General features: G+C 73.2%; 23 protein-coding genes. 5 read left to right on the top strand and 18 right to left on the bottom strand.

Translation table 11 applies throughout. The annotated features are described in order from the left end of the window. Positions 1–3: 3 nt before the first annotated feature. Positions 4–600, bottom strand: coding sequence for a nicotinate-nucleotide adenylyltransferase (gene nadD / locus O7611_RS21655; protein WP_013475510.1), 597 nt, complete (start codon positions 598–600; stop codon positions 4–6). Positions 601–683: 83 nt separating this feature from the next. Then, a complete protein-coding gene (pepN, locus tag O7611_RS21660) occupies positions 684–3,200 on the bottom strand; it encodes an aminopeptidase N (protein ID WP_194802365.1) in 2,517 nt (838 codons plus the stop codon). Positions 3,201–3,266: 66 nt separating this feature from the next. On the opposite strand from pepN, the gene O7611_RS21665 reads away from it, so the two are divergent. Then, entirely contained in the window at positions 3,267–3,485 is a 219-nt protein-coding gene (locus O7611_RS21665; RefSeq protein ID WP_013287999.1) for a DUF397 domain-containing protein, read from the top strand. Positions 3,486–3,492: 7 nt separating this feature from the next. Here the strand turns inward: O7611_RS21665 and O7611_RS21670 are convergent, their stop codons facing one another. Next, positions 3,493–3,879 (bottom strand): hypothetical protein, encoded by a 387-nt coding sequence (locus O7611_RS21670; RefSeq protein WP_194802366.1) that lies wholly within the window; start codon positions 3,877–3,879, stop codon positions 3,493–3,495. A gap of 237 nt (positions 3,880–4,116) precedes the next feature. On the opposite strand from O7611_RS21670, the gene O7611_RS21675 reads away from it, so the two are divergent. Then, positions 4,117–5,400, top strand: coding sequence for a cytochrome P450 (locus O7611_RS21675; RefSeq protein WP_194802367.1), 1,284 nt, complete (start codon positions 4,117–4,119; stop codon positions 5,398–5,400). Positions 5,401–5,422: 22 nt separating this feature from the next. Here O7611_RS21675 and O7611_RS21680 read toward each other — a convergent pair whose 3' ends face one another. Beyond that, positions 5,423–6,601 carry a zinc-dependent alcohol dehydrogenase gene (locus O7611_RS21680; protein WP_269697487.1) on the bottom strand — a complete coding sequence of 393 codons (1,179 nt, stop codon included), beginning with the start codon at positions 6,599–6,601 and terminating at the stop codon, positions 5,423–5,425. Further along, positions 6,598–7,236: an SRPBCC family protein gene (locus O7611_RS21685; RefSeq protein ID WP_194802369.1), complete on the bottom strand. Its 639-nt coding sequence runs from the start codon at positions 7,234–7,236 to the stop codon at positions 6,598–6,600. The genes O7611_RS21680 and O7611_RS21685 overlap by 4 nt, the downstream gene beginning before the upstream one ends. Before the next feature lie 122 nt (positions 7,237–7,358). Between O7611_RS21685 and O7611_RS21690 the strand changes: the two genes are divergently transcribed. Next, positions 7,359–8,447 (top strand): glycosyltransferase, encoded by a 1,089-nt coding sequence (locus O7611_RS21690; protein WP_269697488.1) that lies wholly within the window; start codon positions 7,359–7,361, stop codon positions 8,445–8,447. Between the two features lie 65 nt (positions 8,448–8,512). Here the strand turns inward: O7611_RS21690 and O7611_RS21695 are convergent, their stop codons facing one another. From O7611_RS21695 to O7611_RS21705, 3 genes are read right to left on the bottom strand one after another with little or no spacing between them, the layout of a single operon-like run. Then, positions 8,513–9,151, bottom strand: a complete 639-nt coding sequence (locus O7611_RS21695; RefSeq protein WP_194802371.1) for a DUF3618 domain-containing protein — start codon at positions 9,149–9,151, stop codon at positions 8,513–8,515. Beyond that, positions 9,148–9,600, bottom strand: a complete 453-nt coding sequence (locus tag O7611_RS21700; RefSeq protein ID WP_018787295.1) for a phage holin family protein — start codon at positions 9,598–9,600, stop codon at positions 9,148–9,150. The genes O7611_RS21695 and O7611_RS21700 overlap by 4 nt, the downstream gene beginning before the upstream one ends. 31 nt (positions 9,601–9,631) lie before the next feature. Beyond that, on the bottom strand, positions 9,632–10,417 hold the full coding sequence (locus tag O7611_RS21705) for a hypothetical protein (RefSeq protein ID WP_194802372.1): 786 nt from the start codon (positions 10,415–10,417) through the stop codon (positions 9,632–9,634). A gap of 208 nt (positions 10,418–10,625) precedes the next feature. On the opposite strand from O7611_RS21705, the gene O7611_RS21710 reads away from it, so the two are divergent. Next, complete coding sequence (locus O7611_RS21710) at positions 10,626–11,090, top strand: DUF4383 domain-containing protein (protein WP_194802400.1); 465 nt, start codon at positions 10,626–10,628, stop codon at positions 11,088–11,090. 85 nt (positions 11,091–11,175) lie between these two features. Further along, on the top strand, positions 11,176–11,835 hold the full coding sequence (locus O7611_RS21715; protein ID WP_194802373.1) for a DUF6766 family protein: 660 nt from the start codon (positions 11,176–11,178) through the stop codon (positions 11,833–11,835). Between the two features lie 15 nt (positions 11,836–11,850). Here the strand turns inward: O7611_RS21715 and O7611_RS21720 are convergent, their stop codons facing one another. The 10 genes from O7611_RS21720 to O7611_RS21765 form a co-directional block, all read right to left on the bottom strand. Next, entirely contained in the window at positions 11,851–12,300 is a 450-nt protein-coding gene (locus tag O7611_RS21720; protein WP_194802374.1) for a GNAT family N-acetyltransferase, read from the bottom strand. Positions 12,301–12,359: 59 nt separating this feature from the next. Then, on the bottom strand, positions 12,360–13,811 hold the full coding sequence (gene obgE, locus O7611_RS21725) for a GTPase ObgE (protein ID WP_194802375.1): 1,452 nt from the start codon (positions 13,809–13,811) through the stop codon (positions 12,360–12,362). A gap of 89 nt (positions 13,812–13,900) precedes the next feature. Further along, the gene (rpmA, locus tag O7611_RS21730; protein ID WP_013288010.1) at positions 13,901–14,155 is read right to left on the bottom strand and encodes a 50S ribosomal protein L27; all 255 of its coding nucleotides are present in this window, start codon (positions 14,153–14,155) and stop codon (positions 13,901–13,903) included. A gap of 11 nt (positions 14,156–14,166) precedes the next feature. Next, the gene (gene rplU / locus O7611_RS21735) at positions 14,167–14,481 is read right to left on the bottom strand and encodes a 50S ribosomal protein L21 (protein ID WP_018787289.1); all 315 of its coding nucleotides are present in this window, start codon (positions 14,479–14,481) and stop codon (positions 14,167–14,169) included. Positions 14,482–14,775: 294 nt separating this feature from the next. Next, entirely contained in the window at positions 14,776–18,084 is a 3,309-nt protein-coding gene (locus tag O7611_RS21740; protein WP_194802376.1) for an Rne/Rng family ribonuclease, read from the bottom strand. A 130-nt stretch (positions 18,085–18,214) separates the two neighbouring features. Next, entirely contained in the window at positions 18,215–18,934 is a 720-nt protein-coding gene (locus tag O7611_RS21745; protein ID WP_269698145.1) for a TIGR03936 family radical SAM-associated protein, read from the bottom strand. A gap of 371 nt (positions 18,935–19,305) precedes the next feature. Next, a complete protein-coding gene (gene mycP, locus O7611_RS21750; protein ID WP_194802377.1) occupies positions 19,306–20,745 on the bottom strand; it encodes a type VII secretion-associated serine protease mycosin in 1,440 nt (479 codons plus the stop codon). Positions 20,746–20,755: 10 nt separating this feature from the next. Further along, complete coding sequence (locus tag O7611_RS21755; RefSeq protein ID WP_269697489.1) at positions 20,756–22,237, bottom strand: hypothetical protein; 1,482 nt, start codon at positions 22,235–22,237, stop codon at positions 20,756–20,758. 14 nt (positions 22,238–22,251) lie between these two features. Next, positions 22,252–22,689, bottom strand: a complete 438-nt coding sequence (locus tag O7611_RS21760; protein WP_135241614.1) for a hypothetical protein — start codon at positions 22,687–22,689, stop codon at positions 22,252–22,254. Between the two features lie 166 nt (positions 22,690–22,855). Then, entirely contained in the window at positions 22,856–24,841 is a 1,986-nt protein-coding gene (locus O7611_RS21765) for a TIGR03960 family B12-binding radical SAM protein (RefSeq protein ID WP_194802379.1), read from the bottom strand. Between the last annotated feature and the right edge of the window lie 15 nt (positions 24,842–24,856).

The following is a 24,856-nucleotide window of genomic DNA, read 5'->3' on the forward strand; positions in this document are numbered from 1 at the left end:
GAATCACCGCTGGTAAAGACGCCGCTTCGCGATGTACTGCACCACACCGTCGGGCACCAGGTACCACACCGGCTCTCCCCGGGCGACCCGCGCGCGGCAGTCGGTCGAGGAGATCGCCATCGCGGGCACCTGCACGAGGCTCACCGAGTCGGCCGGCAGGTGCTTGTCGGTGAGTTCGAAACCGGGCCGGGTCACGCCGATGAAGTGGGCCAGTTCGAGCGCTTCGTCCAGGTCCTTCCAGGAGAGGATGCGTTCCAGGGCGTCCGCGCCGGTGATGAAGAACAGCTGGGCCTTCGGGCCGTACTCGGCGTGCAGGTCGCGCAGCGTGTCGACGGTGTAGGTGGGACCGCCCCGGTCGATGTCGACCCGGCTCACCTGGAAGCGCGGGTTGGAGGCGGTGGCGATCACCGTCATGAGGTAGCGGTCCTCGGCCGGGGTGACAGCTTCCTCCGCCTTCTGCCACGGTTGCCCGGTCGGCACGAACACGACCTCGTCCAGACCGAACCGGTCGGCCACCTCACTCGCCGCCACCAGGTGCCCGTGGTGGATCGGGTCGAACGTGCCGCCCATGATGCCGACCCGCCGGATGTCTTCCTCCACCCCGCGATCGTAGGCCGCGCGGCGGGCGGGCTCGGGCGGGGTCGGCCACGCCGGGCGGGTGGGCCCCGCCCGGCGTGCCCCGGTCAGGCCGACGCGGCGGCCACCGCCGTCCGGGCCACCAGCGCCCGGCGCATGTCGTCGTCCAGGTCCGTCACCCATCGCCGCAGGCCGGGCGTGAGGTCGTCGCGGGCCAGCAGCGCCGCGGCCATCTCCCGGGTGGGTTGCGACACGGCGTAGCGGGGGTACGCGGCCACTGTGACCGCGTCGGCCACCCACGCGGTACGCAGCCGCGCCGCCGCCGGCATGTCGGTGAAGTAGCGCTCCACGTACCCGGCGGTCAGCTCGGCCTGCTCGGGCTGCCAGAAGCCCTCGGCGGTCGCCTCGACCAGCCGGTTCGACAGCTCGGTGCTGCGCGTGACGATCTCCCACGCGGCCCGCTTCGCGTCGACGTCGGGCAACGCGGCCCGGCACGCGGCAGCCTGCTCGGCGCCGGTGGCGCTGCGGTCGGCGTCGGCCTCGGCGTCGATCTCCGGCGCACCGGCGGCCCCGAGCACCACGAGTCGGCGCAGCACCGCCCAGCGCAGGTCGGCGTCGACCGCCAGACCCGGCGGCACGTCCTTGCCGGCGAGCCAGCCGGTCAGCATGGCGGTGTCGGTTGTCGCGCCGATCAGACCCCGCGCCGCCGCCAGTTGCAGGGAGCCACCCGCGGGCGCCGAGTCGAGCAGCGCCCCACATGCGGTCGCCACCCGCACCAGCGCCGCGGCCCGGGCGAGCGGGTCGAGGTAGCGGTCGATCAGCCGGCGGCTGAGCAGCAGCACGTCCTCGACGATCGTCACCTCGGTCTCGGCGGACAGCGCCGCCGCGATCAGCCCGGCGAGCGCGCCGGCCGGCCGTTCGCCGTCGGTGACCGCGTCAAGCGTCTCGGCCCAGAGCAGCGCCCGGGCCAGCGAGTCGTCGAGCCCCGGCAGCAGCAGCGGCACCGCGTCCGCCGAGGCCGGGTCGAGGCGGATCTTCGCGAACGTCAGGTCACCGGCGTTCGGCAGCACGAGCCCGGTGGCGGGCCGTCCGACCAGCTCGGGCAGCGGCGTCCGGCCGCCGTCGGCGTCGGGGTCGAGGTCGACCTCGAACCGGTACGCCGGGCCGTCCGCGGTGTGGTGGGCCACACCGATGCGGTGCGGCCGCAGCACCGGGTGGCTCGCCGGGGCGGTCTGCACGATCGCCACGTCGGTCCACCGCCCGTCGGCGTCCACGGCGGTGTCGACCCGCAGCGTGTTCACCTGCGCGCGGCGCAGCCAGCGTTCCGCCCAGCCGTCCAGGTCGCGGCCGCTCGCCGTACCCAGGGCGGCCAGCAGGTCGGCGAGCGTCGCGTTGCCGAACCGGTGCGCGGCGAAGTGCGCGTTCAGCCCGGCCAGGAACGCCTCGTCACCGAGCCAGGCGACGAGCTGGCGCAGCACGCTGGCGCCCTTGGCGTACGAGATGCCGTCGAAGTTCAGCAGCGCCTGTGCGGCGTCTGCCACCTCCTCCGGCGCCACCGGGTGGGTGGAGGGACGCTGGTCGGCGGTGTAGCCCCAGGCCTTGCGGTGGCTCGCGAACGTGGTCCACGCCCGGTCGAACCGGGTCGCCTCGGCGGTGACCCGGGTGCCCAGGTATTCGGCGAAGGACTCGTTGAGCCACAGGTCGTCCCACCAGCTCATGGTGACCAGGTCACCGAACCACATGTGCGCCATCTCGTGGGCGATGGTGGTGGCGCGCAGCTCCCGCTGGGTGTCGGTGACCGCTGAGCGATAGACGTAGTCGTCGCGGATCGTGACCAGGCCCGGGTTCTCCATCGCGCCGGCGTTGAACTCGGGCACGAACGCCTGGTCGTACTTGCCGAACGGGTAGCGCTCGGCGAACAGCTCGTGGAAGCGGTCGAGGCACTGCCGGGTGACGGTGAGGATCTCCTCGGCGTCGGCGTCCAGGTGCTCGGCGAGCGAACGCCGGCAGTAGAGGCCGAGCGGGATGCCGTCGTGTTCGGCGCGCAGCACGTGCCAGGGCCCGGCGATCAGCGAGACGAAGTAGGTGGCCAGCGGCTCGGTGGTGGCGAACTCCCAGCGCCCCGGTGCGGGCCGGTCGGCGAGCGGCCCGTTGGCGGCGACGGTCCACTCCGGCGGCGCGGTGACGGTCAGCGTCACCGGGGCCTTCAGGTCGGGCTGGTCGAACGCGGCGAAGATGCGCGGCCCGTCGTCCAGGAAGGACAGCGCGTAGAGGTAGGTCTCGCCGTCGGCCGGGTCGACGAAACGGTGCAGCCCCTCGCCGGTGTTGGAGTAGGCCATCTCGGCCTCGACGGTGAGCGTGTTGTCCTCGGCCAGGCCGGTCAGCGGCAGCCGGTCGCCGGCGAGCAGGGCCGGGTCGAGGTCGTTGCCGTTGAGGCGGGCGGCGAGGAGTCGGCGCGGCTTGACGTCGACGAAGGTCTCGGCGTCGGGGGTGGCCCGGAACCGGATGGTGACGGCGGAGCGGAACCGCTCGGCGTCGCCGGTCAGGTCGAGGTCCACATCGTAGGACTCGACGGTGATCGACGCGCGGCGCGCGGTCGCCTCTGCACGGGTGAGGCTCGGCATCCGCTTATCCTGCCCGATGTGGTCCGCTCGGGCCGCCTCGTTACGCATGGCGATGGAGGAGCAGCGATGGGTCAGCACCCCAAGGGCGATTTCGACCTCTCCCGGGCGGTTTGGCAGCGGGCTGAGGGCGACACCTCCGAGGGAGCGGTCGAAGTGGCCTTCGTCGACGACCTGATCGGTATGCGCAACTCCGCCGAGCCGGACGGGCCGGTGCTGGTCTTCACCCAGGCCGAATGGGACGCGTTCGTCGCGGGCGCCCAGGACGGCGAGTTCGACCTGGACTGAGCGCACCTCAGTCACCGTCGCCCCAGCCGAGCCCGCCCGGGCCGGGCGCGTGGTGGAAGCCGGGGTGACCGGCCACGTCGGCGCAGCGCTCGCCGTCGGGCCCGGCGGCGTCGCAGAACAGCCGCTCGGCGCGGTGCCAGGCGTCCGCCGGGGACAGCGCCGCCGCGGCGAGCGCCAGCTCCGGGCGGAGCAGGCCGAGCGCTTCGGCGTACGCCACGGCGTGCTCGCGCGCGACCGCCGGATCGTCGGCGGCGAAGCCCAGGTGCACGGTGAAGTAGCGCGGCGGGCGGGCGGCGGCGCGCCGGGGCGTGCCGATCAGCGGCCCGTCGCGGCCGTCGCCGCGCAGCCGGGCCGGTGCCTCGCGGTGCCGTCGTGCCGCCCTGTCGTCACGCATCGGTACCCTCCCCCGTCGTCGATGACGCCCCCGGACGTCGCGCCGGCGGGCGGCGGGCCGGTCGCCGCCGGTCCGCGAACCCGAGCCAACCAGCTTTTCCGGGCCCGGGGAGGGGCCAGCGCCCGCCCGCGTGGCCGGCCCCTCCCCCAGGGGGCCGGAGCTGCTGGAATGGAGGGTTCGGCCGCGTCGGCCCGGGTAGGTAGGCAGCGCCGCCGAACCGCGTCAGGAGCAGCCGAGATGAGCACCATGCCGAGCGACCGGAGCCCGGACAGCACGCTGGCGTTCCTCCGGGAGGGCTACCGCTTCGTCGGCTCCCGCTGCGACCGCCTCGGCAGCGACGTCTTCCAGACCCGGCTGCTGTTGGAGCCGACGATCTGCCTGCGCGGCCGGGAAGCAGCCGAGCTGTTCTACGACGAGGAGCGGTTCGTCCGGCGCGGCGCCATGCCGATGCGCGGGCAGCGCACGCTCACCGGCGTCGGCGGCGTGCAGGGCCTCGACGGGCAGGCCCACCAGGTCCGCAAGGCGATGTTCATGTCGATCATGACGCCGGCCGCGATCCGCCGCCTCGGGGAGATCTTCGACGAGCAGTGGCAGGCCCGGATCCCGGTCTGGGCGCAGGACGGCCCGGTGGTGCTCTACGACGAGGTGGGCCGGATCCTGACCCGTACGGTCTGGGCCTGGGCCGGGGTTCCGCTGGCCGAGGCAGACGTGCCGCGCCGCACCGCCGAGATGCACGCCATGATCGAGGCGCCGGCCGCGGTGGGCCCCCGGCACTGGCGCGGACGGCGCGGCCGCCGGCACGCGCAACGCTGGGCCGGCGAGCTGATCGAGCGGGTACGCGCGGGCGCGGTATCCGCCCCGGAGGGCAGCGCACTGGCGGTGGTGGCCGGGCACCGGGACGAACGAGGGCTGCCGCTGCCGCGCCGGATCGCCGCTGTGGAGCTGCTGAACGTGCTGCGCCCCACCGTCGCGGTGGACCGGTACGTGGTCTTCGCCGCGCTGGCGCTGCACGACCACCCGCACTGGCGGGACCGGCTACCGGGCGATGACGCCGCGACCGAGCAGTTCGTGCAGGAGGTACGCCGCTACTACCCGTTCTTCCCGGTCGCCGCGGCCCGGGTCCGCCGCTCGTTCCAGTGGCGCGGGTACGCGTTCCCGCAGGGCCGGCGGGTGCTGCTCGACCTGTACGGCACCAATCACCACCCCGACGTGTGGCCGGAGCCGGAACGGTTCCGCCCGGAGCGCTTCGTGGGCTGGCGCGACGACCCGTTCGGCCTGGTCCCGCAGGGCGGCGGCGACCACTTCACCGGCCACCGCTGCGCCGGTGAGTGGATCACGATCGAGCTGATGAAACGGGCGGTGACGAACCTGACCGGCGCGATGAGCTACCGCGTACCGCCGCAGGACCTGGCGCTCGACCTCGGCGCCATGCCGGCGTTGCCGCCCGGCGGCCTGGTGCTCGACGGGGTACGCCCGGCCGACGGCGCACGCCCGGCCGGTGGGGTACGCCCGCTGCGCTGAACCGGGCGCACCCCTGGCACGGTCAGGCGGCCTGCGGGTGCAGCACGGTACGCAGGCAGCCGTCCTCCTTCTTCTCGAAGATCTCGTAACCCCGGGCGCCCTGCTCCAGCGACATCGGGTGGGTGGCCAGGTAGCCGGGGTCGATCTCGCCGGCCGCTACCCGGTCCAGCAGCATCGGGATGTAGCGCTGGGCGTGCATCTGCCCCATCCGCAGCACCAGGGCCTTGTTCATGGCCGCGCCGAGCGGGAACTTGTCCACCAGACCGCCGTACACGCCGACGATGCTCACCGTGCCGCCCTTGCGGGCCGCCATGATCGCCTGCCGGACCGAGGTGGGGCGGTCGGTCTGTGCGCGTACCGTCTGCTTGGCCTTGTCGTACGCGTAGACCGGGCCGACGTCGTGCGACTCCATGCCGACGGCCTCGATGCAGGCGTCCGGGCCGCGCCCGGCGGTCATCTCCCGCAGCGCCTCCAGCACGTCGGTCTCGGCGTAGTTGATCGTCTCCACGCCGAGGCGCTGCGACGCGGTGGCGAGCCGCTCCGGCAGCCGGTCGATGACCACGACCCGCTCGGCGCCGAGGATCTGCGCGGACCGGGCCGCCATCTGGCCGACGCCACCGGCACCCCAGACCGCCACCACCTCGCCGCCCTTGAGGTTGCAGAAGTCGGCGGCCATCCAGCCGGTCGGCATCGCGTCGGAGGCGAACACCACCGAGTCGTCCGGCACCCCGTCCGGCACGGTGAACGCGCCGACGTCGCCGAACGGCACCCGGATGTACTCGGCGTGACTGCCCGCGTAGCCGCCGGCGGCGTGCGAGTAGCCGAGGATGCCCGCGGGCGAGTGGCCCCACAGCTTTTCGGTGAAGACCGGCTGCGGGTTGGAGTTGTCGCACAGCGAGAACTGCTCGGTGCGGCAGTACCAGCACGAGCCGCAGGCCACCACGGATCCGACCACGACACGGTCGCCGACGGAGATCCGGCGCACGTCCGGGCCGGTCTCGACCACCTCGCCCATGAACTCGTGGCCGAGGATGTCACCCTCGCGCATCGCCGGCAGGTAACCGTTGATCAGGTGCAGGTCGGAGCCGCAGACGCTGCTCGCGCGCACCTTGACGATGATGTCGCCGCCGGACCTGATGGTCGGCTCCGGCACGTCCCGCACGGCCAGCTTGCCGACGCCCTCCCAGCACAACGCCCTCACGGTCGTCCTCCCGCCATCAGCTTCTCGCGTACCTTGTCCGTCGCCCGTTCCTGGCGCGGGCTGCGCCCGGACGGGTCGTGCCGGGTGTCGAGCACCTGGCCGGTCTCGACCAGCGACTTGATCCGGCGCAGCGCCGTGCGCAGTCCCAGGTCCGGGTCGCTGCCGCCGACGAGGCCGACCGCCCGCCGGATCGGCCCGGAACGCCACCGCAGCTCGGCCCGGATCTCGGTGCCCCGGTCCTGCGGGGCGGCGGCCAGTTCGACCCGGCCGCGCTGGGCGACCGGCCCGTCGGTGACCCGCCAGCTCAACCGGCCCGGTCCGTCGACGGTGATCTCGGCCCGCCACTCGGTGCCGCCGCCGGCCGGGTCGGCCGCCACACAGCGCCACCGGTTCGCGTCGAGCTGCTCCAGCGTGGCCCACTCGGCCAGCCCCCGGTCGAGCCGTTCCCGGTCGGTCCAGAACCCGATCACCTCGTCCACCGGCCGGTTCACGGTGATCCCGCGGCGCACCACGTACCAGCCGTCCTCCCGGTCGGGTTGGTGCCGGTGCCGCCGACGGGCCACCGTCCGGGTGACTCCGAGCGCGGCCACCGCGGCAGCGCCGGCCAGCGTCCATCTCGTCGCGTTGCTGGGCATCACGTCTCCCTCCGACTCGGACCGTCCGTATCCGGCTGCGCTACCCGACACAGCCCGCCCGAAACGGTTTCAGCAGCCGCATTCCGGGCAAGTCGCGTGACCCGACACGAGGGGGAGGCGACGTGAACCGACCTGCCGCCGCACACCCGCACGACGAGGGCGCCGCGTCCGCGCCGGTCCGGCTGCCGATGGCGTACGTCCTGCCGCTGCGCGCCCGCGACGGCGAGGGCCTGGACGAGCTGACCGGGTACCTGCGCGAGCTGAGCCGCTGGGTCGACGTGGTGGTGGTGGACGGATCGGCGCCGGATCTGTTCGCCCGGCACGCCGACGCCTGGCGTGGGCTGGTCCGGCACGTACCGCCGGACCCGGCGCTGCGCGGGCGCAACGGCAAGGTGCTCGGCGTGCTCACCGGCGTCGCGCTGGCCCGGCACGAGCACGTGGTGATCGCCGACGACGACGTGCGGTACGACCGGGCGGCCCTGTGCGCGGTGCACCAGCTGCTGGACGGGATGGACCTGGTCCGGCCGCAGAACCACTTCGAACCGCTGCCCTGGCACGCCTGGTGGGACACCGGCCGGACGCTGCTGGCCCGCGTGTTCGGCGGGGACTGGCCGGGCACGCTCGCGGTGCGGCGGAGCACGTTCCTGGCGATGGGCGGCTACGACCCCGACGTGCTCTTCGAGAACCTGGAACTGGTCCGCACCGTGCGCGCGTACGGCGGCAGCACCGCCACCCCGGCGTGGCTGTACGTGCGACGACTGCCGCCCACCGTCGGGCACTTCCTCGGGCAGCGCGTCCGCCAGGCGTACGACGAGACGGCCCGGCCGGTGTGGCTGCTGGCCGCGCTGGCGGTGCTGCCGGCGACGGCTGTCGCGCTCGCCACCCGCCGGCCCGGGCTGCTGCTGCGGGCCGGGCTGGCGACCGTCGCAGTGGCGGAGCTGGGCCGGCGGCGGGCCGGCGGCACCCGGGTCTTCCCGGCGCACACGAGCCTGGCCGCGCCCGCCTGGGTGCTGGAACGCGGGCTGTGCGCCTGGCTGGCGGTGGGCCGGCGGCTGCGCGGCGGGGTGCCCTACGCGGGCGCCCAGGTGCGGACGGCGGCCAACTCCACACGGGTTCTCCGCCGACGGATGACCCGGCGCCGCCCCGACGACCTGGTGCTCTGGGTGGAGACCGGGGCGGTGCCCCCACCACCGTTGCGCGCCGAGGTGTAAGGAAGGGCCCCTTTTCATCGCCTGGGCGGTGAAAAGGGGCCCTTCCTAACGGGAGGCGCGGACCTTCAGGACCGCACCTGCTCGGCGCTGTGCCGGACGTCCTGGGCGGCGGCGCGGCCGTCGTCCTTGACCGTGTGCGCGGCGTCCTGCGCGGTGGCCTTCACCGACTCGGCGGCGTGCTGCGCCGGTTCGCGCAGCTCGTCCTTCAGCTCACCGGCGAACTCGCCCAGCTTCTCCTTCACCACCCCGCCGTGCTCGGCGGCCTTCTCCTTGACCTGCGCGGCGACCTGCTGCTCGCGGCGGGTGGCCGGGATCAGCGAGGAGACCAGCATGCCGACACCGAAGGCGATCACGCCGGCGGCGATCGGGTTGCCCTCGGACTTGCGCCGCACCACCTGCGGCGCCCGGTGCGCGGCGTCGCTCACCGTGGCGGCGGCGGACTGCGCCTTGTCGCCCACCGTGGACGCCATCGAGGAGGCGTGGTCGCCCACCGAGTGGGCGGCGTGGCCGGTGCCGTGGCCGAGATCCGATGCGGTTCCCATCACCTTGTCCTTCACGTTCGTCAGCGCGCTGCGGACGCGCTGCTTGCGGTCGTCGACGATGCGGCTCGGGCTGACCTTGTACGCCAGGGCGTCCACGTCCGAGCTGAGGTTGTTGCGGGTGGCTTCGATCTCGCGGCGGATCTGCTCGGGATCGGTGCTCATCGGGTCACTCCCTCCGGGTGCGGCTTGAGCGCGTCGGGGATGCGCTGCACGCTGTCGTTCGTCTGCTTCAGGCCGCGGATCCGCTCGGCGTTCTTCTTGCCCATCGAGTACAGGACCGCCGCGACAGCGGCCCAGATGACGGCCACGATCAGCGCGGCCAGCCCGGAGTCCATGACGTTGTCGAGGAACTGCCAGATCGCGATCGAGACGAAGAGCGCCACCATGTAGCCGCCGAAGCCGGCGCCGCCGAACAGTCCGGCGGCCTTGCCCGCCTTCTTGCCCTCCTGGCGGATCTCCGCCTTTGCGAGCTCGACCTCCTGGCGCATCAGCGTGGACAGGTCAGTGGTGACCTGACGCATCAGGTCGCCGAGCGAGCTGCCGCGCACCTCGTCGGCGTGGGGCGGGGCACCCGCCGCCTGATAGCCGGGGTCCTGCGTGGGTACGGTCATGCCGTCGCCTCCCTTCTGCCGGTGCGGCCGGTCACGGGCGGGGAGCGCCGGTCGACGGGACACCCGGCAGCGGGTCGGTGCGCTCCGGCGGCGGCAGCGGCTGACCGGTGCCGCCTGCCGGGTCGGCCCAGGTGTTCGGGGCGCCGCCGGTCGGGTAGGTCGCGCCCGGCGCGGAGTAGCCCGGGTCCGGCTCGGCGTAGCTGCCCGGCGTCGGGTCGAGGTAGCCGCCCGGCGGCACCTGGTCCGGCATCTCACGCGCGGTCGGGATGACGGCGGTGCGGTCCGGGTCGTACGCCGGCCGCGCCGCGCTGTCGTCGCCGAGCGCGGTGATGTTGCGGGTGAGCCGTCCGGCGACCACGCCGAGCAACGCCGCGCCGACGAGGAACGTGCCCGGGTTGCGGCGGGCGTAGCTCTTCACCTCGTGGAGGAGGTCGCCCGGCTCGCGCTGCTCCAGCCAGCCGGCCACGCCGTGCACCCGCTCGGCCGCCTGGTGGGCCAGCTCGGTGACCGGGCCGGAGCCGCCGCCCTGCTGCGCCATGGTGCGCATCTCGTCGGCGAGCGAGCGCAGTCCGCTGGCGGCGCGCTGCTGCTGCTGACCGGCCTGCGCGGTGACCTGGCTGCGGGTCTCGCCGTAGAGGTCGCGGGCCTGCCGCTTGGCCTCGCCCACCACCTCCCGGCCCTGCTCCTTGGCGGTCTGCGCCACGGCGCCGCCCGCGTTCGCGGCGTCGGAGCCGACCTGGCGGGCCTGGTCACGTACGCCACCACCACCGTTCGTCGACTGGTACGTGGCCGAACTGGGGGAAAGATCCTGAGTCATGGTGTCCCTTCCGCTCGTGGTTCCCAGCGGGTGTCTTCGGGGGGTACGCGGATTTGTTTCCGCGTGACAATCGCCCTACCCCAGGTCGACGGCTCCATGCCTGATTCGTGAATTCTCTGCGGGAGCGCCCCACCCCGGTCAGACAATGGGGTGCGCGCCCGCCCGGGCGGCGGCGAGTTCCACGGGGGTGACAGGGATGGCACGTGACCTGCGCGAACACGCGACCGCCCGGCCTGCGGTGCAGAAGGTCGCCCTCGCGGCGGCGGCCCTGTTCGCGCTCATCGGCGTGCTCGGTTTCATTCCCGGCATCACCACGCACTACGGCGAGCTGACGTTCGCCGGGCACCACTCCGAGGCGAAGCTGCTCGGGGTGTTCCAGGTGTCGGTGCTGCACAACCTGGTGCACCTGCTGTTCGGGCTGGTCGGTCTGGTGATGGCCCGGCGACTGGCCGGGGCACGGGTCTTCCTGGCCGGTGGCGGCGCGCTCTACCTGGTGCTGTGGCTGTACGGGTTCGCCATCGACCGGGACACCGCTGCCAACTTCGTGCCGGTGAACGACGCCGACAACTGGCTGCACCTGGTCCTCGGTTTCGGCATGCTCGCCGCCGGCCTGCTGCTCAACAACAGCCTCGGCACCGGCACCCGGGTGGAGGCACCCTTCGACCGCCCCTGACCAGGCGCGACACGCCGAGCGGGCGTTTGCCGCGGGCCGTCGCCGGGCAGGAGGACCACCGCGAACGGGTCGAGGAGGTCCGGCGATGCCACGGTGGTTGCGCGACAACATGCTCTCGGTCGCCATGCTCGGCGCGTTCCTGGTCTTCCTGCTGCTGCAGAGCGTCTTCGGCTGGCAGGTGCACAACGAGGAACTGAGCCGGTACGGCGCCGAGCCGCTGAGCTGGTGGGCCTACCTCGGCACCGGGCACTTCGCCGAGGCGGTGTTCGAGAACTGGGAGTCGGAGTTCCTCCAGATGGGCGGCTACGTGCTGCTCACCGCGTACCTGGTGCAGAAGGGCTCGGCCGAGTCGAAGCCGGAGGACCAGACGGACCGGCCGGAGGACAACCGCGACCACGCCGGCCCCGACTCGCCGTGGCCGGTACGCGTCGGCGGGCTGCCGCTCGTGGTCTACCGGAACAGTCTCGCCATCGCACTCCTGATGATCTTCGGGGGCGCGTTCCTGGGGCACCTGTTCGGTGGCGTGGCCGCCTACAACCAGGAGCAGACGCTGGAGAGCGGCGCCGCCCCGATCAGCGCGTGGCAGTTCCTCGGCACCAGCGACTTCTGGTTCCAGTCGATGCAGAACTGGCAGAGCGAGTTCCTCGCCGTCGGCGTGCTGATCCTGCTCAGCGTCGTGCTGCGCCAGCACGCCAGCCCGGAGTCGAAGCCGGTCACCGCGCCGCACGCGCAGACCAGCGCCTGAGCGTCAGGCCGCCGATCAGGCCGCCACCGGCAGCCGCTTGGCGAAGCAGACGCTGTACGGGTTGTCCACGTACTCGCCGTACACCGGGATCGGCTCGTAACCGCTTGATCGGTAGAGCGCGATCGCGGCCGGCAGGTAGGTGCCCGTCTCCAGGCACACCGTGCGGTGCCCGTGCCGGAACGCCAGTTCCTCCAGCGCAACCAGCAACTGCCGGGCGATGCCCCGCCCCCGGTACGCCGGACGCACGTACATCCGCTTCAGCTCGCCGGTCTCGGCGTCGAGCGCCTGGAGCCCACCGCAGCCGACCGCCCGGCCGCCCACCACGGCGGCCAGGTAGTGGATGTCGGTGTGCACGACCGTGACCTGCCCGTCCAGCCCGCCGTCCGCGTCGCGCAGTTCACGCTGCTGGGCGACGACGAGCGCGGCGATCTCCGGATCGGTGGCGGGACGGGACTCGATCAACATGCCCGTACGCTAGATCGGCCGGATTTCGCGCACGTTTCCCGCCACCGGCCCGGAAACGGCTACTCGGCGTCCGCTTCCGCCGCAGGCGCGGCCTCGACCTCGTCCTCCGGCCGGACCCGGCGGGCCTTGCGGGCCGCCAGCCGGTCGGACGCCGACGGCCGGTTCGACTTCTCCTCCAGCCGCACGTCGGTGCCCCGGTTGCCGGGCACGAAGTCGACACCGGCGTAGAGCGTCGGCTGCCAGTCGAACTCCCGGTCACCGATGCGCACCAGGTCACCGGCCTGCGCGCCGGCCTTGGCGAGCTTCTCCTCGACGCCGAGGCGGGCCAGCCGGTCGGCCAGGTAGCCCACTGCCTCGTCGTTGTCGAAGTTGGTCTGCTTGACCCAGCGCTCCGGCCGGCTGCCGCGCACCGTGTACGAGCCGTCCGGCTCGGCCTCGATGGTGAAGCCGGCGTCGTCGACCGCCTTCGGGCGGATCACGATCCGGGTCGGTTCGGCGGGCGGGGCGGCGCGGCGGCCCTGGTCGACCAGCTCCGCCATCGCGTACATCAGCTCGCGCAGGCCCTCGCGGGTGGCGGTCGAGACGTCGAAGACGCGCAGGCCGCGCGCCTCCAGGTCGGGGCGGACGATGTCGGCGAGGTCCTTGCCGTCCGGCACGTCGACCTTGTTGAGCGCGACCAGCCGGGGCCGGTCGGCCAGGCCGCCGTACTGGGACAGCTCGGACTCGATGGCGTCGATGTCGGCGAGCGGGTCGCGGCCGGGCTCCAGCGTCGCGGTGTCGATCACGTGCACCAGCACGGCGCAGCGCTCGACGTGGCGGAGGAACTCCAGGCCCAGGCCCTTGCCGCTGGCCGCACCAGGGATCAGGCCCGGTACGTCGGCGACGGTGAAGGTGTGGTTGTCGACCCGGACCACGCCCAGGTTCGGCACCAGCGTGGTGAACGGGTAGTCGGCGATCTTCGGCTTGGCCGCGGAGATCACCGAGATCAGCGACGACTTGCCGGCCGAGGGGAAGCCGACCAGGCCCACGTCGGCGACGCTCTTGAGCTCCAGCACGACGTCGAGCCGGTCGCCGGGCTCACCCAGCTCGGCGAAGCCGGGCGCCTTGCGGCGGGCGTTCGCCAGTGAGGCGTTGCCGCGCCCGCCCCGGCCGCCTCGAGCCGCCTCGAACGTGGTGCCGACGCCGACCAGGTCGGCCAGCACCTCGCCGTCGAGGCTCTGCACGACGGTGCCGTTCGGCACCTTGATGAGCAGGTCGCGGCCGTTGGCGCCGTCCCGGTTCGAGCCGGCGCCGCCCTTGCCGTTCTCGGCCTTCAGGTGCGGCCGGAAGTGGAAGTCGAGCAGCGTGGTGACCTGCGCGTCGACCACCAGCGACACGCTGCCGCCGTGGCCGCCGTTGCCGCCGTCCGGCCCGCCGAACGGCTTGAACTTCTCCCGGTGGATCGAGACACAGCCGTGCCCGCCGTCGCCGGCCTGCATGTGCAGGACGACCCGGTCAACGAACGTCGTCACGACGCCAATCCTTCCAGCGGGGTCCGCCCCGCACGGGGAAAAGCGAAGCGGGCCGGGACTCGAGGTCCGCGGCCCGCTTCGCAGGAGAACTACTGCTGCGGCACGATGCTGACGGTCTTGCGACCGCGCTTGGTGCCGAACTGCACCGAACCGGCGGCCAGCGCGAACAGCGTGTCGTCGCCGCCACGGCCGACCAGGTCACCGGGGTGGAACTTGGTGCCACGCTGACGGATGAGGATCTCACCCGCGCTGACGACCTGACCACCGAAGCGCTTCACGCCGAGTCGCTGGGCCGCGGAGTCACGGCCGTTACGCGAGCTGGACGCACCCTTTTTGTGAGCCATTGGAGGACGACCTACTTCCCGCTGGAGATGCCGGTCACCTTGACCTGGGTCAGCGGCTGGCGGTGACCCTGGCGCTTGTGGTAGCCGGTCTTGTTCTTGAACTTGTGGATCCGGATCTTCGGGCCCTTGGTGTGCGCGGCGATCTCGCCGGACACCGCGACCTTCGCGAGCTTCGCCGCGTCGGTCACCAGGTCGTCACCGTCGACGAGGAGCACCGCGGTGAGCTTCACCGCGTCGCCGGGGGCACCGGCGAGCTTCTCGACCTCGATCACGTCGCCCTCGGCGACCTTGTACTGCTTGCCGCCGGTCTTGACGATCGCGTACATCGGAGGCGGACTCCCTGTCGTTGAGGCTACTGGCGTCTATTCCACCGCAGTCGGCTGTCACACCGTTCGCGGTCGTTCCCACGGCGTCTCGCCGGGAGCCGTGACACCGGCAGCGCGGGCACGCGGGAACTCGGCACACCAAAGTGCGCCGCAGGCAAGCGTACGCCATACCCGGCCCGGCCCCCAAACCGGGCCCGCGGTCCGCGTCCTCCCGGTGGCCGGCGGACACGACAGAACCCCTGAATCCACCCATAGCGTCCGGATTCAGGGGTCCTGTTCGAGCAGGTCAGAGCCTCACGGCCGGGTACGCCGCCGGGCGCCACCACGGCGCGCCCGCCGGCGCGGGGCGCCGCTGTCGTCGTCGTTGTCGCCGTCACCGATCGCGTCCGGGTCGTCGGCGGCGGCCAGCCGGGCCGAGTCGCCCTCCTGGCTGTCCGCGACCGCCGGCGCGGCCGGTGTGTCCGTCTCGAACCGGGACAGGTCGTAGCCCTGGGTGTCGTAGTAGTCGTCGTCGGTCTCGACCACCTCGGCGACGGTCCGCTCCGGGGCGGCCGGTGCGGCAGGCGCCTCGGCGGCCGGCGGTTGCGCGGCTGCGGCCTCCGGCGCGGCCTCCCCGGCGGGCTTGTCCGCGGCGGCCTTGCGGCCCCGGCGCCGGCCGCTCTTCTCCTCGGCCGGCGCGGTGACAGCCGAGGCGACCGCCTTGACCTTCTCCCCCGCCCCGCCTCGCGGCTTCTCCGGCACCGGCTCGGTGTGGATGATCACGCCCCGGCCCTTGCAGCACTCGCAGGTCTCGCTGAACGCCTCCAGCAGGCCCGCGCCGATGCGCTTACGGGTCATCTGCACCAGGCCGAGCGAGGTGATCTCGGTGACCTGGTGCTTCGTACGGTCCCGGCCGAGGCACTCGGTGAGCCGGCGCAGCACCAGCTCCCGGTTCGACTCCAGGACCATGTCGATGAAGTCGATCACCACGATGCCGCCGAGGTCACGCAGCCGCAGCTGGCGCACGATCTCCTCGGCCGCCTCCAGGTTGTTGCGGGTGACCGTCTCCTCCAGGTTGCCCCCGGAGCCGGTGTACTTGCCGGTGTTGACGTCGACGACAGTCATCGCCTCGGTGCGGTCGATCACCAGCGAGCCGCCCGACGGGAGGAAGACCTTCCGGTCCAGCCCCTTGAGGATCTGCTCGTCGATCCGGTACTCGGCGAACACGTCCGCCACCCCGGCGTGCCGACGCAGCCGCGCCACCAGGTCCGGCGACACGTGCGACAGGTACGACTCGACCAGGTCGTACGCCGGCTCGCCCTCGATGACCAGCTCGCGGAAGTCCTCGTTGAAGAGGTCCCGGACCACGCGGATGACCAGGTCAGGCTCCTCATAGAGCAGCACCGGGGCGCCGCCCTCGGTCGCCTTGGCCTGGATGTCCTCCCACTGCGCCTGGAGCCGCTTGACGTCACGCGCCAGCTCGTCCTCGCTGGCGCCCTCGGCTGCGGTCCGGACGATCACCCCGGCGCCGTCCGGCACCAGCTTCTTCAGCACGTCCCGCAGCCGCTTGCGCTCGGTGTCGGGCAGCTTGCGGCTGATCCCGGAGGCGTTGCCGTTCGGCACGTAGACCAGGTGCCGGCCGGAGAGCGCGATGTGGCTGGTCAGCCGCGCGCCCTTGTGCCCGATCGGGTCCTTCGTCACCTGCACCAGCACCGAGTCGCCGGAGCGCAGCGCCTGCTCGATCGAGCGGGCCCGGCCCTCCAGGCCGGTGGCGTCCCAGTTGACCTCACCGGCGTACAGGACCGCGTTGCGCCCGCGCCCGATGTCGACGAAGGCCGCCTCCATGCTCGGCAGGACATTCTGGACCTTGCCCAGATAGACGTTGCCGGCCATGGTGCCGGACGAGTTCCGCGTGACGTAGTGCTCCACGAGCACGCCGTCCTCGAGCACGGCGATCTGGGTGCGGTCGCCGCGCTGGCGGACCACCATCACCCGGTCCACCGCCTCGCGGCGGGCCAGGAACTCCGACTCGCTCAGGATCGGCGGCCGGGTACGCCGCTGCTCGCGGCCGTCCCGCCGCCGCTGCCGCTTGGCCTCCAGCCGGGTCGAACCGGAGACACCCTGCACCTCGTCGACCGGCTTGCGCGGCTCACGGATCTTGACGACGGTCGGCACACCGTCCTCGGCGGCGGTGTCCGCCTCCCCGGCTCCCCGGCGGCGACGACGGCGACGGCGACGGGTCATCCCCTCGCCCTCGGCCTCCTCGTCCTCCGCGGGCTCCTCGGCCTCGCCCTCGGCGGTCTCGGCCGCGACGGGCTCCTCGCCGTCCTCGTCGTCTGCCTCGTCCGCGCCGCCCTTGCCCCGGCCACGACCCCGGCGGCCCCGGCGACGGCGACGCCGGCCCGCGGCCGTCTCGTCGTCCTCGTCCCCCTCGACGGCCTCCTCGGCCTCGGCGGCGGACTCCTCCTCGGCGACCTCCGGCTCGACCTCGGCCTCGACCGGCTCGACCTCACGGCGGCCGCGACGGCGGCGCCGGCCGGTCTCGACCGCTTCCTCGATCGGCTCCTCCGCCGCCGGGTACGTCACCTGGACGGCGGGCGCCTCGTCGGGCTGCGGCGCCATGAACAGGACGGTCGGCGCGGAGAGCGCGGCACGACGGCGGCGGCTGGTGGGCGGCGGCGTCTCGGCCGGCTCCTCGGCCACGCGCGGCACGGCGGCGCCCGTCGACACGGCGCCCGTCGCGTCCGCCGGGCCGCCGCTGCGGGCCAGGTCGACCTCCTGGGTACGCGCGGCAGCGGCGCCCGCGTCCTCGACGGTCCCGCTCTCGGCGTCCTCGTCCTCGACGTCCTCGACGGTGCTCTCGGCGGCGCCGGTGCTCGCCGTACCGGCGGCGGCCCTGCTCCCGCTGGTGGTCTTGTCGCCGGCGGCGGTGGTCTCGGTGGCGGCGCGCCGGCGGGTACGGGCCCGCCCGCCGGTCCCGGCGGCGCTCTCTTCGGTGGCGGTCCCGCCCGGGGCGGTGGCTTCGCCGCCGTCGATGTCGGCGCGTCCCTCAGCGATCAGATCGCCACCGGGCGCGGACACCGGCCCGTCGATCATGCCGTCCGCGGGCATCTGCCCCGCGGCGGCGGCCTCGTCCGGGGCGACGGTCTCGGCAGCCGGCGTGGCCTTGCGGCGACGGGTCCGGGTCACCTTGACCGGCGGCACGACCTCCTCCGAGGCGGCCTCCACCCCGGCTGCGGCCACCGGCTCCTCGACCGCCTTCGCCGGCGTCGCCTTACGACGCCGCCGGGTGGTCTTGGGCGCGGTGTCCAACTCACCGGCGATCGGTGCGAACACCTCGGCCTGCGGCGACTCGCCGCTGCCGGTCACCGCGGTGGACGCCTCGACCGGCGCGTCGGTCTGCTCCGGCTGGTTCAGCGGAGCGGCCTTGCGGCGGCTGGCCCGCTTACGGGCCGGCGGCTTGGTCTCGGCGACGCCCTCCACGGTGCCTTCCGTGGTGGCTCCCTCGGCGCCGGCCGGGGTCGCGCTCGCGGCGCTGCCGGAGGCGGTGGCGGCACTGTCGGCGGTCGTCCCGGTCGGCTCTGCGCCGGTCCGTTCGCCGCCCTCGGGCTCGTTCTCGAGCATGGACGTTCTCCAGTTCTGGCCGCCCCGGGCGCGGGTGAGCGCTGCCACGCAGGGTTGCCGCAAAGGTGTTTCCGCCGGGCGCGCAAACGCGCGACCGCCGAAGTCTGCCTGCCAGAGCGTTGACCGACGGTCAGCGCTCTCCGATGGTTGCCCCGTCGCGATCCGCTTCCAACGGATCGACGATCTCGCCCTGCGCGGTCAGCGTGCCCTGCGCCACCCGGATCACCTTCGGGGTGACCGGCGGCTCCAGGGCGGCCACCGCGCGGAGGCCGGACAGGACGTCATCGGGCCGAACGGACGGGGTGACCTGCCGCACGACCAGTTCGAGTATCGCACACGGTACGGCCGCCGCCCCGGAAGGCGTCTCAGCCGGAGCCATCACATCGATGGATACCACTGCTGCCCGGGCATCGAACGTACGCCGTCCCTGCTTGGTCATCCGCTCGACCTGGATCTCGTCGGCGGCGGTGAAGGCCGCCACCGCCTGCGCGAGCACCTTCGGGTCGACCTCGGGCAACTCGATGCGCCAGTACGACGCCTCGATCCGGTCGGCCAGGCTGCCACCGGTGGCCTCCACCGCGTCGAGCACGTCGAGTCCGGGCGACAGGGCGCCGTCGAGGGCTTCGCGCAGCTTCGCCGGGTCGACCGGCTCACGGAGCCCGATCTCCAGGTACTCGGCCTCACTCGCCACCCCCGTCGGGGCGGCCGAGGCGTACGAGATCTTCGGGTGCGGGGTGAACCCCTGGGAGAAGGCGATCGGCACGCCGGCCCGGCGCAGCGCGCGCTCGAAGGCCCGGGCGAAGTCCCGGTGCGAGGTGAACCGCAACGGCCCACGCTTGGCGTACCGGATACGGACCCGCTGGACGACAGGGGCCTGGCCGCCCTCGGGTTGAGGCTTTCTGGCGATCGTGAGCTCCTCGGCTGTGCCTGCGTATCGGTCTCATCCTGACGCAGCGCCCACCACGCCCCACACCCGGGGCCACCCCACCCACCCCAAACCCACCCAAACCCCACCCGCCCTCGCCCCGCACCAGCCCCGCACCCGCCCTGCACCCGCCCCGTTGATCATGAAGTTAGCGGCGAAGTCGATCTCCGAATGTGCCGCCAACTTCATGATCGTCGGGCCGAGGCGGGCCGGGTGGGTGGGCGCGGGCGTGCGGGTGCGGTGCGGGTGCGGGTGGGGGTGGGGGTGGGCGCGGGACCGGGCGGTAGCGGGGTGGGTCAGGAGCGGTTGTCGCCGGGTGGGGCGTAGGGGCTCTGGCCGGGTGGGGCGTGGTGGGCCTGCCCCTGGGGCGGGTAGGCGCCGTCGCCCGGCGGCGGGTACGCCCCCGGCTGGGGGTATCCGCCCTGCTGGGGATACCCGCCCGGGTGGGGGTGCGCGCCGGGCTGCGGGTAGCCGCCGGGTGTGCCGTAGCCGGGCGGCGGGGCGGTCGCCTGACCGGCGGGCACCGGTGGGCCCTGCCCGTTCAGCCGGTCCAGTTCGTCGTCCGGGATCGCGGCCCGGGCCAGCTCGCGCCGGTGACGGCGGCGGTTCCAGATCAGGAACGCCACGAGCGCCAGCAGCACCACCAGCGCCACGGCGATGCCGATGCCGATGACCATCACCTGCTGGTCGGTGGGGCCGCCTCGGTCGCCGTACTTCGTCACGTCGAAGTTGTCGTCCTCGGCGGCGGCCGGTGGCGCTGACGCGCTCGGCACGGCAGCCCCGAGCAGCGGGTTCGCCGACACCCCCGGCACGTCGGCGGTGAGCGCCGCCACCGGGTCGATCCGGCCGAAGCCGAACCGGGGGTCGCGGCCGGGCGGTCCCGCGTCCCGGGCGGTGCGGATGATCCGGTTGATCACGTCGGGTGCGGAAAGCTTCGGGTACTTCGACCGGATCAGCGCCGCGACGCCGGAGACTACGGCGGCGGCGTCGGAGGTGCCGTCACCCCAGCCGTAGCCCCGGTCCGGTCCGATGTTGTAGACCTCGTCGCCGGGCGCGGCGATCACCGCCTCCGGCCCCGAGGCCGATCCGGACCAGAATCCCCCGCCCCGGACCGTGCCGGTCACCGCGATCACGCCGGGGATCTTGGCGGGTGAGGTGACGTCCGGGCCGGCCTGCCGGGCGTTGCCTGCGGCGGCCACCACGACCACGTCGCGCTCCAGCGCGTACCGGATCGCGGCCGCCTCGACCTCCTCCACGGCGCCGGCACCGCCGTACGACAGGTTGAGCACCTTCGCCCCGCCGTCGACGGCCATCCGGATGCCCCGCGCGGAGTCGTCCGAGGTGAACGCGTCGCCGGCAGGCTTCCGGATGGGCAGGATCCGGGCGTCGGGCGCGATGCCCACCACCCCGGTCCCGTTGGCCGCGATGATCCCGGCCATGTGGGTGCCGTGACCGTCCGGGTCGCGCCGCCCGTCGCCGGAATCGCGGGTGCTTCCCCCGGCCAGCAACTGGCCCCGCATGTCGGGGTGCCCCGCGTCGACGCCGGTGTCCACCACGCCCACGACGACACCCCGGCCGGTGGAGATCTGGTGCGCCCGGTCGATCCGAAGCTCGTCCAGGTACCACTGCTCGGCGCGACGCGGAGCGGCGACCGCCGGCTGGGCGGCGCCCAGCAGCATCAGTCCGGCAAACAGGCCGGCAGCCACCGGCCGGAGCGCGCCGACGTGCACCTTCATCCGTCCGTCCTCATCGCAGGATGCCCGGGGACGCACCGTCACCGGCGCCCCACGGATCGTCGTCCTCAGTCAACCATGAAGAGTGCCCTGCCGCGTCGCCGCCGTGACCGGCGCCGCCGTGACCGCCCATCATCCCGCCGCCCATCATTCCGGCGCCGGCCATCCCGCCACGCGCACCGGCCGCGCCGCCCGGGCCCGCCGCGGCCGCCGCCTTCAGCGCGCTGGCCGCGCTGGTCAGCGGCGGAACCTTGCCGTTGCCGCCGCCGACCATGCCGGGCAGCCCGCCCATGGCCATGCCGCCGGCCGCGCCGATCCCACCGCCGCCGATCCCACCGGCCGAGCCCAGGCCGGCGCCCCCGCCGCCGAAGCCGCCGCCACCGGCGCTCAGTCCACCCGCGCCACCGCCGACGCCGCCGGCGCCCAGGCCGAGCGTGCCCGGCCCGCCGGCGGTGACCGTGCCGGGCCCGCCCGCGCCGGCCAGACCGCTGCCGTACTCCGGTGTGCCCGAGCCGGGGGCGCCACCGAGCTCGGGGATACCCCCGGTGGTCGGCGGGGTGTAGGAGCCGCCGCCCGGCAGGCCGCCGCCGGGCCCACCGGGGGGCGGCGTGTACGAGCCGCCACCGGGCGTGCCACCACCGATGCCGGTGCTGCCGATGCCCGGCATCGGGCCGCCGCCGGGCATACCGCCGCCGGGCAGGCCACCACCGGGCAGGCCACCACCGGGTACGCCCGACGGGGGAACACGCGGGTCGCCCCGGTAGCCGTCGCCGAAGTCGTTCTTGGGCTGGGGTACGGCCAGCTTGGGGCGCTCGGCCTCGACCGCGGCCGGCAACGGCGACATCGCCGCGTTGGCCGCCTTCTGGTTGTCGTTGTACCAGTTGTCGAGGTGCGACTTGGTGTCCCACCAGCCGCCGCGCTTCTGGTCGCTGGCGTTGCCGTCGATCTTCATGGTGGCTTCGAGGTCGTCGGCCTTGTCGCGGAACGCGCCGTCGGCGTACAGGGACTGGTTGCCCTGGTAGTCGCTGCGCAGGGCAGCGAGGAAGCCGGACTGGCTCTCCCCGTCGCGGGCGTCGTCCAGCTCGGTGCCGCCGGGCAGGCTCCACTCGTTCCAGCCGAAGTTGTCCATCAGCGGAATCGGGATGCTCGCCACCGTCTTGCGGATGTCACCCTCGATCCGCGACAGCGCGCCACTGACGTTGCTGGCGTGCGTGATGAGGTCCTCGATGTCCTTGCCGATCTCGGACAGGTGCTCGCGGTACGCGTCGCCGCCGCTGCCCTTCCAGCCGGCGAGCATCCCGGGCAGGCCGCCGGTGTGCGGGCGCTCCTGGCCGGCCGCGATCGGACCGACGAACGACCGGCCGACGAGGGAGTCGCGCAGGTGGCCGAGAGCGGTGGAGAGGTTGCTCCACCCCGAGCCGACCACGCCGACGGTGTACGGATCCGCCGACAGCGTCACCTCGCGGACACAGCGTTCCCAGGTTGCTCCAGCCATGACCGTCTCCTCTCTCAGGCCGGGTACGGATAGGTGGGCGGCTCGGCGCCGCCGGGCGGCGGAGCAGCGGACTCCAGCAGCCGTTCGATGTCCTTGCCGTTCGCGGCGTTGCGCTCCTCGGCATCGCGGAACGCCTTGGCGATGTCCTCGGTGCCCTTCTTCAGGCCGGCCAGCTTGGCGGAGAGGCCCTTGAGGTGGGCCTCCATGTTGGCCGTGGAGCGTTCCAGCGCCTGCCACTGCAACCGGGCGTCGGCGAACGCGCCGAACGGGGTGCCGTTGGACATGATCTGCGGGCTGTTGCTGTCGCCCTTCATGTTCTCCTTGATGCGCTCCATCTCCCAGGAGATGGTGTCCTCGACGTACTGCTTGAGGCGCTCGATGTACTCGGCCGCCGCATCCAGGTCCTCGACGCTGACGTGCAGATCGCCGGTGTCCGGCGGATTGATGCCCATGCTGCCTGTCCTCCCCGCTACCGGCCCGGCCGGTCCATTACGGACGCAGCGTATCGAGGAAGGACCAGTCGGGGCACCCCCACCCCGCGTACCACGGCGGTCACCGGAGACGACGGAGCGCGGGAACCCGTGTCGGGTTCCCGCGCTCCGGTGCGTGCGGGCGGGCTCAGCCCTGGGCGGCGGCGGGCAGCTTCAGCCCGTTGACCGGGGTGAGCGGCAGCAGCTTGCGGCCGGTCGGGCCGATCTGGATCTCGGTGTCCATGGACGGGCAGACGCCGCAGTCGAAGCAGGGCGTCCAGCGGCAGTCGTCCTGCTCGTACTCCGACAGCGAGTCCTGCCAGTCCTGCCAGAGCCAGTCCTTGTCGAGGCCGGAGTCGAGGTGGTCCCAGGGCAGCACCTCCAGCTCCTCGCGCTCGCGGGTGGTGTACCAGTCGAGGTCCACGCCGTACGCCGGCAGCACCTCGGCGGCGGCGTCCACCCACCGCTGGTACGAGAAGTGCTCGCTCCAGCCGTCGAACCGGCCGCCGTTCTCCCAGACCTTGCGGATCACCGCGCCGACCCGGCGGTCGCCCCGGGACAGCAGGCCCTCGATCAGCGACGGCTCGCCGTCGTGGTAGCGGAAGCCGATCGCCCGGCCCAGCGACCGGTCGCTGTTGATGGCCTGCTTGAGCAGCTTGAGCCGGCCGTCGATGACCTCCGGCCGCTCCATCGAGGCCCACTGGAACGGGGTGTGCGGCTTCGGCACGAACCCGCCGATGGAGACCGTGCAGCGGATGTCCTTGGACCCGGTGGCGGCGCGGCCGGCCCGGATCACCTCGTGCGCCATGTCGGCGATCTCCAGGACGTCCTCGTCGGTCTCGGTGGGCAGGCCGCACATGAAGTAGAGCTTCACCTGCCGCCAGCCGTTGGAGTACGCGGTGACCACGGTGCGGATGAGGTCTTCCTTCGACACCATCTTGTTGATCACCTTGCGGATCCGCTCCGACCCGCCCTCGGGGGCGAAGGTCAGACCGGTCCGGCGGCCGTTGCGGGACAGCTCCTGGGCCAGGTCGATGTTGAAGGCGTCCACCCGGGTCGACGGCAGCGACAGCGAGACGTTGGTGCCGGCGTACTGCTCGGCCAGGCCGGAACACATGTCGCCGATCTCGGAGTGGTCGGCCGACGACAGCGACAGCAGGCCCACCTCGTGGAAGCCGGAGAACTCCAGCCCTTGCTGCACCATCTGGCCGACGGTGGTGATCGACCGCTCCCGCACCGGGCGGGTGATCATGCCGGCCTGGCAGAAGCGGCAGCCCCGGGTGCAGCCCCGGAAGATCTCCACCGCGTACCGCTCGTGCACCGTCTCGGCGAGCGGGACCAGGGGCTTCTTCGGGTACGGCCAGGCGTCCAGGTCCATGGTCGTGCGCTTGTGCACCCGGAACGGCACGTCCGGGCGGTTCGGCACGACCCGCTGGATCCGGCCGTCCGGCAGGTAGTCGACGTCGTAGAAGCGCGGCACGTAGACGCTCTCGGTCCGGGCCAGCCGCAGCAGCAGCTCGTCCCGGCCGCCCGGGGAGCCCTCCGCCTTCCACTCCCGCACGATGGCGGTGATCTCCAGCACAGCCTCCTCGCCGTCGCCGAGCACCGCGGCGTCGACGAAGTCGGCGATCGGCTCCGGGTTGAACGCGGCGTGCCCGCCGGCCACGATCACCGGGTCGGCGTCGGTGCGGTCGGCGGCGAGCATCGGGATGCCGGCCAGGTCGATCGCGGTGAGCAGGTTGGTGTAGCCCAGCTCGGTGGAGAACGAGACGCCGAACACGTCGAAGTCACGCACCGGGCGGTGGGCGTCGACGGTGAACTGCGGCACGCCGTGGGCGCGCATCAGCTTCTCCAGGTCCGGCCAGACCGCGTACGTCCGCTCGGCCAGCACGTCGGGCAGCTCGTTGAGCACCTCGTACAGGATCTGCACGCCCTGGTTGGGCAGGCCCACCTCGTACGCGTCCGGGTACATCAGCGCCCACCGGACGGTCGCGGCGTCCCAGTCCTTGACCACGGCTCCCAGCTCTCCACCCACGTACTGGATGGGCTTGGTCACCTGCGGCAGCAACGGCTCCAGCCGGGGCCAGACCGAGTTGGCGGCGGTGGGACGCGGGGTCGTGGACGGGGCACTCATGATGCCCAAGCGTAC

The sequence above is a fragment of the Micromonospora sp. WMMC273 genome (genome assembly GCF_027460285.1).
GTDB lineage: Bacteria > Actinomycetota > Actinomycetes > Mycobacteriales > Micromonosporaceae > Micromonospora > Micromonospora aurantiaca.

Bases quoted from the DNA above. Each gene is read 5' to 3' on its own strand.
- O7611_RS21675 (WP_194802367.1), top strand. From the start codon at position 4,117: ATGAGCACCATGCCGAGCGACCGGAGCCCGGACAGCACGCTGGCGTTC.
- O7611_RS21670 (WP_194802366.1), bottom strand. From the start codon at position 3,879: ATGCGTGACGACAGGGCGGCACGACGGCACCGCGAGGCACCGGCCCGG.
- pepN (WP_194802365.1), bottom strand. From the start codon at position 3,200: ATGCCGAGCCTCACCCGTGCAGAGGCGACCGCGCGCCGCGCGTCGATC.
- O7611_RS21740 (WP_194802376.1), bottom strand. From the start codon at position 18,084: ATGCTCGAGAACGAGCCCGAGGGCGGCGAACGGACCGGCGCAGAGCCG.
- mycP (WP_194802377.1), bottom strand. From the start codon at position 20,745: ATGAAGGTGCACGTCGGCGCGCTCCGGCCGGTGGCTGCCGGCCTGTTT.
- O7611_RS21715 (WP_194802373.1), top strand. From the start codon at position 11,176: ATGCCACGGTGGTTGCGCGACAACATGCTCTCGGTCGCCATGCTCGGC.
- rplU (WP_018787289.1), bottom strand. From the start codon at position 14,481: ATGTACGCGATCGTCAAGACCGGCGGCAAGCAGTACAAGGTCGCCGAG.
- O7611_RS21755 (WP_269697489.1), bottom strand. From the start codon at position 22,237: ATGGCTGGAGCAACCTGGGAACGCTGTGTCCGCGAGGTGACGCTGTCG.
- O7611_RS21705 (WP_194802372.1), bottom strand. From the start codon at position 10,417: ATGACTCAGGATCTTTCCCCCAGTTCGGCCACGTACCAGTCGACGAAC.
- O7611_RS21685 (WP_194802369.1), bottom strand. From the start codon at position 7,236: ATGCCCAGCAACGCGACGAGATGGACGCTGGCCGGCGCTGCCGCGGTG.
- rpmA (WP_013288010.1), bottom strand. From the start codon at position 14,155: ATGGCTCACAAAAAGGGTGCGTCCAGCTCGCGTAACGGCCGTGACTCC.
- O7611_RS21700 (WP_018787295.1), bottom strand. From the start codon at position 9,600: ATGACCGTACCCACGCAGGACCCCGGCTATCAGGCGGCGGGTGCCCCG.
- O7611_RS21695 (WP_194802371.1), bottom strand. From the start codon at position 9,151: ATGAGCACCGATCCCGAGCAGATCCGCCGCGAGATCGAAGCCACCCGC.
- O7611_RS21665 (WP_013287999.1), top strand. From the start codon at position 3,267: ATGGGTCAGCACCCCAAGGGCGATTTCGACCTCTCCCGGGCGGTTTGG.
- O7611_RS21760 (WP_135241614.1), bottom strand. From the start codon at position 22,689: ATGGGCATCAATCCGCCGGACACCGGCGATCTGCACGTCAGCGTCGAG.
- O7611_RS21720 (WP_194802374.1), bottom strand. From the start codon at position 12,300: ATGTTGATCGAGTCCCGTCCCGCCACCGATCCGGAGATCGCCGCGCTC.
- O7611_RS21765 (WP_194802379.1), bottom strand. From the start codon at position 24,841: ATGAGTGCCCCGTCCACGACCCCGCGTCCCACCGCCGCCAACTCGGTC.